Annotated in this window: 14 protein-coding genes; 3 read left to right on the top strand and 11 right to left on the bottom strand. The window is 44.1% G+C overall.

Features of this window, described 5'->3' with window-relative positions; translation table 11 throughout:
- The first annotated feature begins 21 nt into the window (after positions 1 to 21).
- Complete coding sequence (locus tag PAHA3_RS07545; RefSeq protein WP_062834171.1) at positions 22 to 381, top strand: MerR family transcriptional regulator; 360 nt, start codon at positions 22 to 24, stop codon at positions 379 to 381.
- A 157-nt stretch (positions 382 to 538) separates the two neighbouring features.
- Here PAHA3_RS07545 and PAHA3_RS07540 read toward each other — a convergent pair whose 3' ends face one another.
- The 5 genes from PAHA3_RS07540 to PAHA3_RS07520 all read right to left on the bottom strand — a co-directional run bounded on the left by PAHA3_RS07540 (position 539) and on the right by PAHA3_RS07520 (position 4,914).
- Positions 539 to 1,120: a GNAT family N-acetyltransferase gene (locus tag PAHA3_RS07540; RefSeq protein WP_062834170.1), complete on the bottom strand. Its 582-nt coding sequence runs from the start codon at positions 1,118 to 1,120 to the stop codon at positions 539 to 541.
- A 45-nt stretch (positions 1,121 to 1,165) separates the two neighbouring features.
- Positions 1,166 to 1,741 carry a GNAT family N-acetyltransferase gene (locus PAHA3_RS07535; protein WP_062834169.1) on the bottom strand — a complete coding sequence of 192 codons (576 nt, stop codon included), beginning with the start codon at positions 1,739 to 1,741 and terminating at the stop codon, positions 1,166 to 1,168.
- Between the two features lie 164 nt (positions 1,742 to 1,905).
- Positions 1,906 to 2,205, bottom strand: a complete 300-nt coding sequence (locus PAHA3_RS07530; protein WP_062834168.1) for a hypothetical protein — start codon at positions 2,203 to 2,205, stop codon at positions 1,906 to 1,908.
- 142 nt (positions 2,206 to 2,347) lie between these two features.
- Positions 2,348 to 4,087 (bottom strand): ATP-binding cassette domain-containing protein, encoded by a 1,740-nt coding sequence (locus tag PAHA3_RS07525; protein WP_062834167.1) that lies wholly within the window; start codon positions 4,085 to 4,087, stop codon positions 2,348 to 2,350.
- Positions 4,072 to 4,914, bottom strand: a complete 843-nt coding sequence (locus PAHA3_RS07520; protein WP_167350855.1) for an ATP-binding cassette domain-containing protein — start codon at positions 4,912 to 4,914, stop codon at positions 4,072 to 4,074. The genes PAHA3_RS07525 and PAHA3_RS07520 overlap by 16 nt, the downstream gene beginning before the upstream one ends.
- 124 nt (positions 4,915 to 5,038) lie before the next feature.
- On the opposite strand from PAHA3_RS07520, the gene PAHA3_RS07515 reads away from it, so the two are divergent.
- Positions 5,039 to 5,629, top strand: a complete 591-nt coding sequence (locus tag PAHA3_RS07515) for a biotin transporter BioY (RefSeq protein ID WP_062834165.1) — start codon at positions 5,039 to 5,041, stop codon at positions 5,627 to 5,629.
- 142 nt (positions 5,630 to 5,771) lie between these two features.
- Here PAHA3_RS07515 and PAHA3_RS07510 read toward each other — a convergent pair whose 3' ends face one another.
- The 5 genes from PAHA3_RS07510 to PAHA3_RS07490 form a co-directional block, all read right to left on the bottom strand.
- Positions 5,772 to 7,241 (bottom strand): Msr family ABC-F type ribosomal protection protein, encoded by a 1,470-nt coding sequence (locus tag PAHA3_RS07510; RefSeq protein ID WP_062834164.1) that lies wholly within the window; start codon positions 7,239 to 7,241, stop codon positions 5,772 to 5,774.
- Positions 7,242 to 7,720: 479 nt separating this feature from the next.
- Positions 7,721 to 9,604, bottom strand: a complete 1,884-nt coding sequence (locus PAHA3_RS07505) for a beta-glucoside-specific PTS transporter subunit IIABC (protein ID WP_062834163.1) — start codon at positions 9,602 to 9,604, stop codon at positions 7,721 to 7,723.
- A gap of 211 nt (positions 9,605 to 9,815) precedes the next feature.
- Positions 9,816 to 10,646 (bottom strand): BglG family transcription antiterminator LicT, encoded by an 831-nt coding sequence (licT, locus tag PAHA3_RS07500; protein ID WP_062834162.1) that lies wholly within the window; start codon positions 10,644 to 10,646, stop codon positions 9,816 to 9,818.
- Positions 10,647 to 11,167: 521 nt separating this feature from the next.
- Positions 11,168 to 12,610 carry a 6-phospho-beta-glucosidase gene (locus PAHA3_RS07495; RefSeq protein WP_062834161.1) on the bottom strand — a complete coding sequence of 481 codons (1,443 nt, stop codon included), beginning with the start codon at positions 12,608 to 12,610 and terminating at the stop codon, positions 11,168 to 11,170.
- A 428-nt stretch (positions 12,611 to 13,038) separates the two neighbouring features.
- The gene (locus PAHA3_RS07490; RefSeq protein ID WP_062834160.1) at positions 13,039 to 13,869 is read right to left on the bottom strand and encodes an amidohydrolase family protein; all 831 of its coding nucleotides are present in this window, start codon (positions 13,867 to 13,869) and stop codon (positions 13,039 to 13,041) included.
- A gap of 306 nt (positions 13,870 to 14,175) precedes the next feature.
- Between PAHA3_RS07490 and PAHA3_RS07485 the strand changes: the two genes are divergently transcribed.
- Positions 14,176 to 15,903: a cellulase family glycosylhydrolase gene (locus tag PAHA3_RS07485; protein WP_062834159.1), complete on the top strand. Its 1,728-nt coding sequence runs from the start codon at positions 14,176 to 14,178 to the stop codon at positions 15,901 to 15,903.
- 92 nt (positions 15,904 to 15,995) lie between these two features.
- Here PAHA3_RS07485 and PAHA3_RS07480 read toward each other — a convergent pair whose 3' ends face one another.
- Positions 15,996 to 16,391, bottom strand: a complete 396-nt coding sequence (locus PAHA3_RS07480) for a hypothetical protein (RefSeq protein WP_062834158.1) — start codon at positions 16,389 to 16,391, stop codon at positions 15,996 to 15,998.
- Between the last annotated feature and the right edge of the window lie 50 nt (positions 16,392 to 16,441).

Genomic DNA, 16,441 nt, shown 5'->3' with positions numbered 1-16,441 from the left:
TTTTTATAAAAGGGGTTTAACATGTTAACCATTGGAGAAGTAGCGAAAAAAGTTGAAGTCTCGATCGGAGCGATCCGCTTTTACGAAAGGAAGGGACTGTTGAAACCTGCTGCGCGAAGTGAGCAGAATAACCGTCTTTATTCGGAGGATGATCTGAACTGGCTGGTTTTTATCAAATGTCTCCGCGAAACCGGGATGAGTGTGGAAGACATCAAAAAGTATTATGATCAGGTAAATGAAGGTACTTCAACCCTGAAGGAAAGAACCCAACTAATTGAAGATCAAAAACAAAAGTTGTTGAATGATATCGAGGAGAAAAAGGCGCAGCTTGTTCATTTGGATAACAAATTGGAGCGTTATTATCGTGGAGAAAATTATTAATTTAAGCTTGTCCTATAGACTAAACGACGAAAAAAATCAGGCAGCCAGTAATAACTGTCTAACCTGATTTGAAATGCTAATGTTATAGCTATTTTCAGGGGACTATGTTCTTGCCCTGACATCACCACGACAATACAACCATCTTGAGACAGATGCATTAAACATGACCTTGTTGCTTCCGCAGTTGGTAATGGTTATATTTTTCATTCTCGATCTCGATCGAGCTGACCGGTTCAAAATTACATTTCAGTATTACCTTATTGGATGCTTGGTTGGTAGTCAATGCGATGGCATTCAACACCTCAACGTTTGTATGCTCAAACAAATACTGTACCATTCCTTTTACTGCCTGGGTTGTATAGCCACGGTTCCTGAAATCTTTCGAAATACCGTACATAATCTCCCGATTGGGTGCTGGCAGTTCATCCTTGATGCCCGAGCAGCACCATCCTATGAACTCATCATTTTCTTTGAGTACGATAGCCATACGCAAGTATAACTCTCCGATATCCTCTCCGGCCATCACAGCTTGTTTAAAACGCTGATTCTGAGGAATTTCATATTCGACGAGCCAAAGGGCCCTCTCTTCAAACGTAGCATTCCATCCTGGTAGGAACTCATACACCTCGGGTTGCCAGGTAATTTCCTGCAATTTTTCCAAATCTTCAAGTCGATACTCGCGCAAATAAATATCCTTGCAATCGATGATTAATCCATCGGTTTGTATGGGTTGATTCATAATGCCTCCTAAAATACATTTAATTTCAGCTTGTTAGCTTTTACTTCAAACGAGCTCTTCTTTTTCCAGAAACTCGTCTTTGGTTAATCCAAAGAGGATCAGATCCTGATATTTTCCGTCGGTATAGATCACCTGGCGACGCACACCTTCCTGGACACATCCAAGCTTTCTCATCATGGCTGCGGAAGGTTCATTGCCTTCAAGTACATAATCGTTGAATTTGTTAAGCCTCCGCTCGAAGAAGGCATATTTCAGCAAGATTCGAACGGCTCTGGTTCCATACCCTTTCCCGCGATGATCCCGGTCAATTTGAATGCCAATACTAAAGGTACCGTTCCTTTCATCAATGCTGTTCAGATTCACACCTCCGACATTCTCACCATCCATATTCTCAATCGTGAACACGATCCGTCCTCTGTCCAGAGAAAAATCGGAAAAAGCTTCCGTAAATTTTTTCGCCTCCGCATTCGTAGGTGGCAGTTCTACTGCACACTCCAATAAACGACGGGCAGGTGTGTCAAAGCGATTATAATAATGATCTTCCCAATCTTCCTCACGCAAAGCACGCAATCTGACCATATCATCCTGCCAGAAATAATGGCTATAATCGATCTCTCTCATTATGAATCCTCCGCATATTACACCAATTTTTACTCCAAGCTACAAACATAATAACCCATAATGTGGAATTAGAGGAGATTTTATTTTAAACCACTCTAACGAAAATAGCCCCCGAACAGGACAAACCTGTTGGAGGCTACGCTCTACTTTATATCAAAATCTCATTACGATTCTTCCGGGTATTGAGGCTTGGATACGTTATCAGGAACCGTTTGGTCGAAGACATCCTGACCCGGGTAATCCCGTACCTCTCCTTCATGAAGCTCATGATTTTCATAATCAAAACGGTGTGCAGACCGCTGATCCACCCGCCACGGAGAACTTTTCCCAAGAGACTCGGATAACAAAGAAGAACCGTAAGGACCCTCCGGGAATTCTTCGAGTGTGATATCGTTTCGCTGCGACTCCACCGTAGACACATCAGTATATTCTTGCCGTTCTTCACGCAAAAACTTATCTTTCATCGTTCGTCCCTCCTGATCCACTTCAGATGATCAACGTACACTTATTGTGAGCGAGGTCAAACGCATTTATGCATGATTATTGGAAAACACTGCGTTTTAAAGTTCTGATCTATTACCGGATCCATCACGATCATCATCGCCATCACCACTGGCGAATCCATACTAACAGTACAAAACCAATGAGGCCAGCCATGCTAATCCAGGTATCGCGCTTGGACCATACCAATAACGAAGAACGTGCTCCAAGCAAAGAGTTTTCTCGAACTTTACGCATTTCCATCGCAATGGTCATATCCTCTGCACGTTGGAACAGTGCCATTAACAAAGGAATGACCATCGGACCGAGGTCACGAATTCGCACGGTATTCGGTCTTAAAGCGGCCTTCCCACGTGCCCGTACGATCAGTGAGAATCGCTGCCACTCACTCCAGATCATCGGGATAAACCGAAAGATTAACGATACAGCAAGAGCAAACGAAGCTACGGGTAGCTTCATTTTTTTACCGATACCGAGTACCCAGTTCAGCCCTTCTACCATCCGGCCATAAGGCGTCGTCAGTGAAAACCACAGACTTGCCAAAGTAACGATAAACAAACGATATACATTAAGCAAAGTGCCCTCCGCCTGTGCCAGGGAAAAACCAAAGTGCAGACCGCCTGCCTCAGTTGAAAGGGTGGTTCCAGATAACGACGTTGATATGAGGAAAAATAATAACAGTGGCTTCATTAGTTTCATGCATCCAGCCAACGTCTGACGCGGAAGAACGGCAAGTGCGGCCACTACCGGCACCAGTGTTAACGTTAATCCCAGCCAGCGCTGTTGAAGCATCGCGGCAGTGACCAGCAAAATATACAAAATCCACTTCAGACGAGGATCCATCACGCCATATAATCCGGCTGAATGAGTCACTGTGTTCGGAAGAAGTTTCGGATCTTCCCCGTCTATAGTCTCTAATGCATCCCTCTGGGCAATCATATTCCCTATCCCGGACGGATCTATCGATTCGTTCTGAGCTCCCACCCCAACGGACGTGGACTGAACAATGCTTTCAGCCATCTCCTCTGGCGTCATCGCGGTAAAGGGCAGATCAAGACCCGCTGCCTTAAACTGCTCTGCTAGTCGCATCGAAGGTGGCAGACCGATCCCTGTCTGCTCCAGCAGTTCAGGCCTTTCGTGAAGTTCTCTCGGCGTGAGATCGGCGATTAGACGACCTCCCTGCAACAACAATACCCGATCCGCACAAGGCAAGAATGTATCCAGATCATGGGTTGCTACCACAACTCCACCACCTGCCAGACGATGTTGCTCCATTGCATCCAGCAAGAGCACGACACTTTGCGCTTCCAACCCGGCACTCGGCTCATCCAGCAGAAGCCAGTGTGGATTGGTCACAGTTCCGAGAGCAAGTCCAAGCCTGCGCTTCTCCCCACCACTTAGTGCAAATGGCGACCTATCCAGATGAAATCGCCGTTCCAGCTCAGGAGACACTGACGGGTCCCATTGGTTGAGTGCTTTTGTGATCTGCTCTTGTTGTTCGTTCTCGGAAAGTCGATAGGGACGCAGTGAATAGTTGAATTCACGCTGAATACTTCGGGCAAACAGTTGTTGCTCTGGAAATTGAAATACTAGTCCCATTTGCAATAAAATCGAGTACGGCACTTTCCCTTCTTTCCAGAAAAGCGTACCATCCAATGTAATACTGCCTGCATTAAGAGGTTTCAGGCCAGCCAGTGTCTGTAGTAAGGTCGTTTTTCCCGAACCCGTACAGCCCAGCAGCAAGGTGACTTCGCCACTTTTCAACTGTATAGTCACATCTTCAAGCAGTGCACGTTTGCTCGAATCCGATGCTTCTATACGTATATTGGTTAATTCGATCTCCAACGTGCGACCTCCTTAGCCAGTTGCTCGGGCCGCAGTGGCATGGCTTCTGGCCTCATGCCTTTTTGCTTAAGCAATAATGCAGTCTTTACAGTGAACGGAGGGTCTAACCCTAACCGATCACAAGCGGATAGCTGCTCATTTTCTCCGGTAATTTTCTCATTCGTCTCTGTCTTATAGAAAAAGGACTCCGGCTCTCCGTTGTACACACAACACCCGCGTTCGATAGCAATGATTCGATCACACAAGGTCGCCTCTTCCAGATGATGCGTTATCCAGATTACCGTTGTCCCCCGCTCGGTAATCTTCTGAACGATGGCCTCGATGCGGTCTCTTGCTCCCGGATCAAGCATGGCTGTCGGCTCGTCCAGAATTAATACATCCGGTTTGGCCGCGAGCGCTACAGCAATGTTTAGCAGCTGTTTCTGCCCACCGGATAAGTGTGAGATGGCCATCTCCGGCGGATAATGAAGTCCTACAGTATGTAATGCGTCTTGCCTGCGCTCCGATTGTTCTTCTACAGTATTCATTAATGGTGACAACGCAAAATGAAACTCCTCTTCAATCGTATCGCCCAGTACCTGTGCATCCGGTTGCTGCAATACACCTCGAACGGTAAGTTCATCCGAGATATTCCGCACCCCTCCCGAGAGCGGAGTGAATCCAATTAGTAGTCCAGCAAGCGTGCTTTTTCCACTGCCATTCGCTCCTACAATACTAATCCATTCCCCTTGTTGCAGCGTGAATGATACCCCATCCAGCGCTTTCCTCACCTGATCACCTTCGGAAGCATAATGCACTCGAACGTCCTCTAATATAATTATTGGCATGTTGCCTTGCATTGTAAATTAGTCCTTTCCCTTTCTATTGTTATGTGGTACGATCCTAATCGTTAACCACATTTATTCAATTGGTTAACAATCATATTACCAAAATGGAGAGGATTGTTCAAACATGAAATTATCTTTGCGAGGCATTGTATTTAGCGCACTTATGGCCGCAATTTTAGTACTTTTTGGTTACATAAGCATTCCCATTGGCTTCTCCCCTGTACCGATAACATTACAGACCTTGGCTGTCATGCTGGCTGGAGGATTACTTGGTCCACTTTATGGTTTCCTAAGCGTTACCATGGTTGTTCTGCTCACTGCTCTAGGTTTCCCATTACTGCACGGGACCGGAGGACTTGCGGTGCTTCTTGGACCTACCGGAGGATATGTGATGATGTGGCCGATCTCCGCATTATTAATTGGATTACTGCTTGCACGAATCAACATCAAAGGTGTCACAGGATTCATTCTCGCTTTTATCATATTTGAACTGTTTGGTTCACTGCTCGTATATGTATCCGGGGTTCCTTGGCTTGCCTATGCATACAAAATGGACCTACCTGAGGCTATGATTCAAGGGTTTTATCCTTACATTATAGGGGATCTGATCAAAGCTGTATTTGCTGCCATCATCATTGCACCTGTACGTATGGTATTTCCACCTCAACGTCTCACAGGTAACATGCATTCAACGGTTATAAAAGCGGATTCTTAACAGAAGCTACATAAGGTATCCGATCTGCCTATCTTTGAAAAAGACGAAACCGCCAAAATCACTTTGGCGGTTTTCGTTACTTCTCTTCCTCTAAGGTTGTTCTGTCATCGGAGTGATCCGTGTAAATCTTCTTTAGTTCAACTTATATATTCACCTGAAGCAATTGACGATCTGTAATCTGAAATTGTTGATCCGCTGTATTTTCAATAAACCTCTGATCATGAGATACATACAGAATGGTCCCCTCATACGCCTTGATAAAACGCTCCAACGCTTCCAATGCATGCATATCAAGAAAATTCGTCGGCTCATCCAACAATAGAATGTTATATTGTCCAAGAAACAAGTGACATAATTGAAGACGAATCGCTTCCCCTCCACTTAATGTACTAACATTCTTCCGCAAGTCATTTCCTGTAAACTGCATCGCGTGCAACGCACTTCTCAGCTCTGATTCCTCATATCTCGAACGATTTTTCAGAAATTGTAATACGGTCTCTTTTGTCTTAAAACGATAGCTCATTTGCTGAAAATAACCAAGCTTCGCTATTGGAGACATCGTGATGTGATCTCCAGCATGGAAAACATGGTTAAGCAATGTGCTTTTCCCGCTGCCATTGGCTCCAGTTATCGCTATTTTTTGTTTTAATGGAATTTGAAAACTTACACTCTCCAACAATACGTTACCTTCCACCTCAAGCGTAAGGCGATCTGCCATAATCGGAAAGCGGTTATGCAGCTCCAATGTCTTCGGTTGACGGAAGATAACGGGCCGATCCTCTTGTACCGCTTTTACCTCATGAAGTTGTTGCATACGCTGTTCAATCGCTTTAGCTGCACGGTGTACCGCTTTTTGACTGGTGCCTTTGGATTTCGTTTCAACCATTCGGTTTGGTTTTGCCTTGGATTCTTTTTTGGACATGCTTCCAGCCTGTGTTATTTTCTCGGCTTTCTTCATCTTTTCCCGGGCGGCCAGCTCCAATCGTCTTTTCTCCTTGGAGAATTGTTCATGGGCCTGGTTTTGTTGTTCACGCTCCAGCCTCTTCTGTGCCTGATAATCACTATAGTTACCGGAATATACGTGAACCTCACCTTGATGGATTTCCCAGATCGTGGTCACCAATTCATCCAGAACCGCACGATCATGACTGATCAGCACAAGCGCCCCATAGTAATAACGCAATTCATCCAGCAAAAATGTAATACCCTCTTGATCCAGATGGGTAGTTGGTTCATCCAGCAACAATACTTCGTGGTAATAAGTGAACATTTGAGCCAGTTTCATACGGGTCTGTTCTCCGCCACTCCATAGTTGGTCATGTTGAGGTATGGCTAATTTACTGAGTAAAGCCCCGTCAACTTCCAGATTTCCATTAGCCTGGGGTGGTTCCACTTGTTCCAAATAGCCAAATTCCGCGTACCTTTTCACCTTTCCGGCAGTCGGCTGGATCTGTCCTGCAATGAGTTTCAACAACGTACTTTTACCCTGACCATTACCACCCACTATACCGATACGATCCAGTTGATGCACGGCCAGTCTCTCAATGTTCAGTACTGCTTTATCCATATAGGTCATCTCAACCTGTTCTAATTCAAAACATATCTTTTCCATATTCGCTACCTCCGAAATAAGATTTATTTCGTATCGATAGCGAAGCACGCTTCTATCGATACGAGCTTATCGTGCCAGCTCGTATCAATAGAACAGTAACGTCATCATAGCGGTACCTCCTGTAGTCTGTATTGAACCCCTTTACCTAATTAAAAAAAGTTTTAAGAAAAACAAAAAATCACAGGCAAAGGCCTGTGATTCAATGTAAACGAGAAAACGAGTATAACACTTATTTTAAGGTCAGATGTTTGAATATGACAGACTGATCCCGTTTACTCTGAAGCAATAGTCAGAGCCTTTGAACGTATTCAATTACCGATTCAAAGGAAGGAAACGCAGTCTCATCGCATGTGTCATATTCAATAATCCACCTTTCATTATCATGTATAGATGTACAATTCTAATTATAATTTTCCAATTCCACCATGTCAACGGAACCATGAAAACTCTAAAGTATCGAGTTTGTATCTATTCTTATTTTATTCCTGTCCTTTTCCGCTGTACAACTTCAATAACAGCTCCTGGCTATGAACGTTGCCTTTAGCCTGCGGAATGACTTCCTCGTAGTTGGCGGAGTTCGTTACGATAATAGGCGTTACCGTGTGATAACCTGCGGCCTTAATCTGTGCAATATCGAACTCAAGCAACAGATCTCCCGCTTGAACCCGATCGCCTTCTTTGATATGGGAGACAAAATGTTGTCCGTCCAATTTAACGGTATCGACTCCAACGTGAACTAATATTTCAGCACCCGTGTCTGATACAACAGCCAAGGCATGTTTTTTCTTGAATGCAACGGTAACTGTACCATCAAAAGGCGCTACGACTCTGCCTACAGCTGGCTCAATCGCTACTCCTTTACCCATTGCTCCGGATGCAAACGCCGGATCTGGAACTTCTGACAATTCCACAATTGTTCCTTCAATTGGGCTAAATACAACTTCGTCTGAAGCATCCGCTGCACGAACAGATTGCTCGGTAGATACAGCAGGTTCGGTTTTTGTTTCTTCTTCAACTGGATCTTTGAAGCCCATGATGTATGTCAGTACAGCCGAGACGACAAAGGATACTACGATACCCAGAATCAATCCTGGGAAGCCTTGTCCGCCTGGTCCGTAGAAGATTGGCAAGGTCAGCAAGCCCGGTGCGCCGGATGCAAATGCCAATGTGCCCGCTTGACCAATGATAGCTCCACCAACTGCTCCACCGATAACTCCTGCAATGAATGGACGTTTAAGTGGTAATGTGACCCCATAGATGGCCGGTTCCGTAATACCGAACAGTGCCGTCAACGTGGATGATCCAGCCAGCGTTTTCAGTTTTTTGTTCTTGGTTTTCAGCATAACCCCAAAAGCAGCACCCGTTTGAGCAAAGATTGAAGCTGTCGCAGCCGGTTTAACCCCATCCTGTCCATACACGGCAACGTTGTTGATAAATACGGGAATCAGACCCCAGTGTATTCCGAAGATAACGAGCAGCTGCCAGCTTGCACCCATAACGGCTCCAGCGAGCAATGGACTAAATCCAAATGCGGCAACGAGTCCCGCTGCAATTGCATTACCAACGTAGACACCAAATGGTCCGAATACCAACAGTGTCAGTGGTACCATAATCACTAGCAAAAATAATGGTGTAACAAAGTTTTTCACACTATCGTGAAGTGTTTTATTAAAGAACTTCTCCAACTTGCTCATGACGATGACAGCTAAAATAATAGGAATAACTGTAGATGAATAGTTCATCAAAATGACAGGGATGCCGAAGAAATCCGTTGGTGTTCCCTCTGATTTCAACGTGACGATGGACGGATAGATCAGTGCTCCTGCAATCGTCATCGCAACAAACATATTACCCTGGAATTTACGCGCTGTTGTAACCGCTAACAACAGAGGCAGGAAATAGAAGAGACTGTCTGCTGCTGCGTATAGGATCGTATATGTGGTTTCTGTCGTTTCCAGCCAACCGAGATTGCTTGCAATCAGCAATAACCCTTTTAGAATACCAGCGCCCGCCATAACACCCAGAAGTGGTGCAAAGATGCTGGATATGATATCGATAATACCCCCGAGCCCTTTGGCTGCTTTGCGAGGTTTTTCTTTATCTGACGAATCTTCCAGAATGTTACTGATCTGTCCAATGGCACTATAGACTTCAGGCACCTTGTTACCAACAACCACCTGGAACTGTCCTCCGTTTTCTTTGACTGCGATGATGCCTTCTGTTTTCTCCAGTTTGGCTTTGTCTGCCTTGGCATCGTCCTTCAATACAAACCGCAATCGTGTTGCACAATGCACCAGTGATTCCACATTTTTCTCACCGCCGACCAGTTCTACAATCTCTTTGGCCAGTTTCTCTTGACTCATGATCTGCACCCCCACTTTTTCTCAAACAGGCCTCTTACCGATTTTTTTGCACGCAAAAAACCTAAGCCTTGAGTGAGGGGACACAATGGTCCTGACCTTCTCATGACTTAGGTTTTGCCTGCATAACCAGTAACAATCCCAGTTAAATCGTATTCAATTCCTGTTAATCACATATTATTATAATTAAACCATTTTTGTCAACATTTAAATATTATCGATTAACCACTCGTTCGATATGAACCGTCAGATACAATTTTTCTTCATTGGTCAGTTCATGGTTGTATTCCTTTTTGACAAACAACTCAATTTTCTCCGTACATGCTGCCGCATCTGGATGCTTCTCCTTAATCATGTCGTAGAAATGATCATAGTTGTTGTCGTAATGCATACCACTGAGCACACGCTGAGAGAAGAACTTCAGATGTGTGATGAAGCGAAAATAACTGAGAGAATCCTCGTCAAATTCCATTTTGAAATGATATTTCGCTATATTAATAATTTGCTGGATAAACTTCGTAATGTTCATCGTCGTAATGACTTCTTCATTCATCTCTGCATTGACAATATGAAGAGCAATATAAGCCGCTTCATCGGTTGGAAGCTCTATATTCATTCGAGTGTTGATCTGTTCCAGCGTCCTCAGGCCAAGTCCGAACTCGGGCTTGTACAATTGCTTGATCTCCCACATTAATGCGTTCTTGATCTCCACACCTTCCCGATAACGTTCAATCGCAAAGTTAATATGATCCGTAAGGGATACATAAATGTTCTCATTCAACTTTCGTCCCAGATTCTCACGCGCATACGTGATGATCTCCTCCACAATTTCAATCAGTTCCATCGGAACTTCGCGCAGCAGCATTTTGAAATTATCGGATGTTTGTTTGTTTTTCAATGCAAATACTTTCTGGATGCGGGTCTCGTCTACTTTATCCCCCGGCTTTTTCTTAAAGGCAATCCCACGCCCCATCACCACAAGCTCTGCTCCATCTGCTTGATAGATGCTAATGACGTTATTGTTGATAACCTTTGCTATTTTCACTTCAATCCCCCCGTCACGTTCCACTCTCTTGGCAGTTATACATCGTCTTTTGGGCATACAAAAAAAACCTGAAGCATCACAAAATAAACAAGACATGGTGGTCTGCTTTTTTTGGTGCTTAGGTTTTGCCTACTTCGTGTAGTAACAATCCCAGAAACGATATATTTGCGTCAAGTATAGCGCGAACCTGACTATATGTCAACGCTTTCAATGAGGGGACAAACGGAAGTCCCATAGTTATATAAATTGAACTAGATATTATTTACACTAGCTACTCCGATGACAGAACAACCTTGCGATTGCTGTTATCACCAGATTTTTGATTCCCTTTTTAAAGGGAAAATCCGGTGATAAAGGCGAGTTTATGCTTACGAAGTGCTTTGCATAGAAAGCATTTAGCTTCACTTCTCCAGCTTTTTTCTGTCCTCTCCGTTTTGTGAAATGCTTAGTTCAATTTATATAGATGAAACTTCCGATGTTTTATTGCCGTACAAGACCATTTTAATTCAGAATAATATGAACTACTCCTCACCCAGGTTTGTTCCGTTGGATTCGATCACATTTTTGTACCACTCAAAACTCTTCTTCTTCAGCCGTGTCAGCTCACCTTGACCTTCATTATTACGATCCACGTAAATGTAGCCATAACGTTTTCTCATCTCACCTGAGGATGCACTTACAATATCTATAGGTCCCCAGCTGGTGTAACCAATGATGTTCACCCCATCCTGAATGGCCTCACCCATTTCAGCTACATGTCGTTTCAAGTAGTCAATCCGGTATGCATCATCCACTTCGCCTTCTGGTGTAACCACGTCATTAGCGCCAAATCCATTCTCAACGACAAATAGTGGCTTCTGATAACGGTCATGCAGTTGATTGGCGGTAATGCGGAACCCTTTGGGATCAATCGTCCAACCCCACTCGGACTTCGCCAGATATGGATTGGCTACCGAACCAAATACATTACCGCTGGTCATATTTTTGATGACTTCCGGATCGGTACTGGTTGTACGACTAGAATAGTAGCTGAACCCGATATAATCTACGGTATGATTTTTCAAGATTTCCGCATCACCCGGCTGCATAACAATGTTTAATTCGTGGTCCTTGAAGAAACGTTTGGCGTAACCCGGATATTCCCCACGGGACTGCACATCGATGAAGAAATAGGATTCTCTATCTTTCTCCATACCCTGGAACACATCTTCCGGATTACAGGTATACGGATAGAAGCTTCCTGCCGCAAGCATACAACCAATCATGGCACCAGGAATAATCTCATGACATGCCTTGACTGCCAGTGCACTTGCAACCAGTTGATGGTGAGCAGCCTGATATTGAATTTCCTTGATGTTATCCCCTTCATTGAACGCCAGCCCCGCCCCAAGAAACGGAAGATGTAGCAGCATGTTGATCTCATTGAAAGTCATCCAGTATTTCACCTTGTCTTTGTATCGAGTGAATACCGTAGTAGCGTAAGTCTCGAATAAAGTTACCAGTTCACGACTTCTCCAGCTGCCGTACTTCTCGATCAGATGCACAGGCACATCAAAGTGAGCCAATGTAACCACAGGTTCAATGCCGTTCTTCAATAATTCATCAAATAGGCTATCGTAAAATTGCAATCCTGCTTCATTCGGCTGCGCATCTTCTCCTGTTGGGAAAATCCGTGCCCAGGCAATGGAGACACGCAGTGCTTTGAATCCCATTTCTGCAAATAAAGCAATATCTTCAGGATAACGGTGATAGAAATCGATCGCTTCATGCGAAGGATAGAACTCGGTAGCAAGCGGCGTAAAAGCTGGAACATTTCCTTTCATAATACTTCTGCGGTTCTCTCCGGTCGGCAGCAAGTCAACGATACTCAGCCCTTTGCCATCTTCCAGATACGCGCCCTCCGCCTGATTGGCAGCAATGGCTCCACCCCACAGAAAGTCTTTAGGAAATTTAAAATTCGTCATCATCATTCTCCTTCCAAATATGTAATTCAGCTACCCGCTCAAATCACAAGAAATATTAAAAAGACAAACTATTTAAGTTGAACTACACGATTACACATAAACGGAGAGGACAGAAAAAATCTGAAGAAGCGGAGCGTTCGCGTTTATCACCGGATTTCCCCTTTAAAAAGGGGATCAAAAAATCTGGGGATAACAGCGAGTGAAAGATTGTTCTGGCCGCGCAGTCGTCCCGTGTAAAATCGTTTGTTCAACTTAAATACAAAAAACCCGAACCAGCCTGGGTACACGATTACGTGTAAACAAGCCAGCTCAGGTTATGCCCATATCGGTAACATTCCCAGATCACAATTATGCGGATTGGATAAAACTTTAGCAAGAATCAGAACAGTTGTCAACTTCTTGAAACTGATTTAACTATGGAGCGCCCACTACGATATTTGATAAAACGTGGCACATGTACCACCAAGAATCATCTGTTGATCTGCTATAGGTAGGGCATTAATGTGAGTCGTAATGAGACCGCATACATCATTATACGAAGCCGCAAGAATGCTTACTGGCCAATCGGACCCAAACATTAACCGGTCTGCTCCAAATGCTTCTATGGCGATATTCAGATAGGCTGTAAAGTCGCTCGGAGTCCAATTTGCCCAATCTGCTTCCGTCACCATCCCTGAAAGCTTACAGTACGCATTAGGTTGTGCGGCCAATGATTCAAGTGATTCTTTCCATGGTGAGAGCATACCTGATTTGATGTCGGGTTTGGCTAGATGATCAAGTACAAATCGCTGTTCAGGAAACGACTTAACCAGTTCAACAGCATAAGGCAGTTGCTCCTTGGATACCAACAGATCATAGGCCAAATCATACTCTTTGAGCGATGAAATACCACGCTGAAAGTCTTTTCTCAATACATACTGAAGATCAGGTTCATCCTGTACGACATGACGTACTCCCTTCAAATACGGATTGGACGCGAGCAGTTCAAGCTGATTTTGAACATCATCCGAACAAAGATCCACCCATCCGACAACACCTTTGATACACTCGTCCCGGTCTGCCAATTGCAGAAGCCACTCCGTTTCTGTCAGTGATTGTCTGGCTTGTACCGCAATACATCCATCCAGTCCTGATTGGACCAATAAAGGTTCAAGATCTTGTGGGAGAAAAGATTGACGAATGGCTTTCATCTCTTCGCCAATCCACCCATACTCGGCGATATTGTATTCCCAGAAATGTTGATGTGCATCCAGCTTCATATTACTTCCCTCCAGGGTGATTATTTGTTAAGAGCAATTATATCATCTCATTTCCAATGAAATCATTATCTTTGCACAATCTATTAGTTGAACTAAATCACTGATTATCACATGACTTTTATTCCAATTATGCTGGTACTGTCCAAAATTTAATCATGATATAGTAAATTACGAAAACGCTTTCAGTACATAAATCGGTGGTGATTCCAGTATTAACAAGTCGTTTTTTGTTTGCGTTGAGCATTATTTTCAATCCTGCTTAACAGCTATTCAAGTTCAACCATTCTATCTTATAAGGAGATTATATTGATGAAAAAAAACCGTAAACCGGTCCTCTCTCTTACACTTGTAACTGCCATGATTCTGTCTCTGTTCTCTTCGGCCATGGCTTCCGCTGCAACTGACAATAGTGAACAAGCCAGTACCTCAGCTGCGCCAAGCAAAATGCAGGCCTACGTGAACGCCATGGAGCCTGGCTGGAATCTGGGTAACTCTCTGGATGCCGTGGGTGAGGATGAGACAGCCTGGGGCAATCCGCGCATTACAAAGGAACTGATTCAATCGATCGCAAGTGAGGGCTACAACAGTATCCGTATCCCTGTGACCTGGGAAGCCCACATCGGTGACGCACCCGACTATACAATTGATGCCGCTTACATGAATCGGGTTCAAGAAGTAGTAAACTGGGCCCTCGATGCCGATCTCTATGTCATGATCAATCTTCACCATGATTCCTGGCGTTGGATCAGTTACATGGAGAAAGACCATGACAACGTGCTTGCACGTTACAACGCTGCTTGGACTCAGATTGCGGACAAATTCAAAAATGCATCCGATAAACTCATGTTTGAAAGTGTTAACGAACCACGTTTCTCTGAAGGTGGCACAACCGATGCAGCAATTGGATATCGCATGCTGGACGAGTTGAATACTTCTTTTCACAAAATCGTAAGAACTTCGGGTGGGAACAACGAGACACGTCCGCTTGTTCTTCCAACGATGCATACCTCTTCTGCTCAACCTGATCTGGATGAACTGAATAAGACCATTCAAAAATTGAATGACACCAATATTATTGCAACCGTTCACTACTACGGGTTCTGGCCATTCAGTGTGAACATCGCAGGTAACACCACGTATAACGAAGAAGTACAAAAAGACATTACCGATACATTCGATCGGGTATACAACGCTTTTACAGCTAAAGGCATCCCGGTGATCGTTGGTGAGTATGGCTTGCTTGGGTTTGATCAGCACACAGGTGTCATTGAGCAAGGTGAAAAGCTGAAATTCTTCGAATTTGTTGGACATTACCTGCGTCAAAAACAGATGGCAACGATGTTATGGGACAATGGGCAGCATTTCGGACGTACAAGCTTTACTTGGTCTGACCAAGAATTATTCAATACGATGCAAGCCAGCTGGACTGGTCGATCATCCACAGCTGAAACGGACCTCGTATATCTTAAACAAAATGAAGCCATCCAAGATAAAAAAGTAAAACTTAATCTAAATGGCAACAAATTCAATTCCTTGAAGAACGGCACTACGCCTCTTGTCAGAGGTAAAGACTATACGATCAGAAAAGATGTACTTACGTTAAAATCCAACCTGTTAACCAAATTGACAGCCTCTGGTGATTTAGGTGTAAATGCCACACTCACAGCAGGATTCAACCAAGGTGCCGACTGGAACTTTAATATCATTAAATATGACACACCTACGTTGAGCGATGCGACTGGAACGACCAGTGCATTTGCTATTCCGACTACGTTTAACGGCAATCAACTCGCTACCATGGAAGCGACATATGCAAACGGAGAAAACGCCGGTCCACAGAACTGGACTTCGTTCAAAGAGTTCTCCTATACATTTAGCCCAGATTACGATCGTAATGTGATTGAGCTGAAACCAAACTTCTTCAATGAAACCAATGATGGCGAAGTAACCCTTAAGTTCCACTTCTGGAACGGAGATGTGATTACGTACAAAATCACGAAAAATGGAACCAGCGTTATTGGCGTAGCTTCATAACAGGTATAAAGATTCCCAACTTATTCTATACCCGTGGGAATCACAAAACGTTCTGTCCAGTGCAATCGGCTCGGACAGAACGTTTTTCCCGTTTACAATAAAAACGAAACATCCCCACTCTGGCTATGAATCACATACGTTGCACCAAGTCCCTTATATACAAGACCTACTGGAGATTTGTTACTGGAAACGACATAGAGCTGTTGCGGACACCAGCTGTGACACAACTGGATATCCTGGCAACACTGAGGCAGATTATTCTCGAACACAAATGCGTTTGTGACCATATATTCGGGACGAACCTGTTGCATGCCTTCCATTTCTTGAATATGACGCACAGGCACTGCTCCAAGTGTTTGAACTTGTTCCCGTTCCTCTTCACTGTGTACAAGCACGACGAAGGCTAACCCCTTTTTCAACAATACATCTACGAAGTTTATCCCCGCTACACTGTGTCCTGTTGATACAACAATCATTGCTTCATCCATTGCTGTCTACCTCGCCTTCACATCAGATCCTGCATATTTCGTTTCAAGTA

Origin of the sequence: Paenibacillus amylolyticus (assembly GCF_001570725.1) — a bacterium.
GTDB classification, from domain to species: Bacteria; Bacillota; Bacilli; order Paenibacillales; family Paenibacillaceae; genus Paenibacillus; species Paenibacillus amylolyticus_A.
The sequence above is the reverse complement of the archived record's forward strand: the minus strand, read 5'-3'. Positions and strand labels throughout refer to the sequence as shown.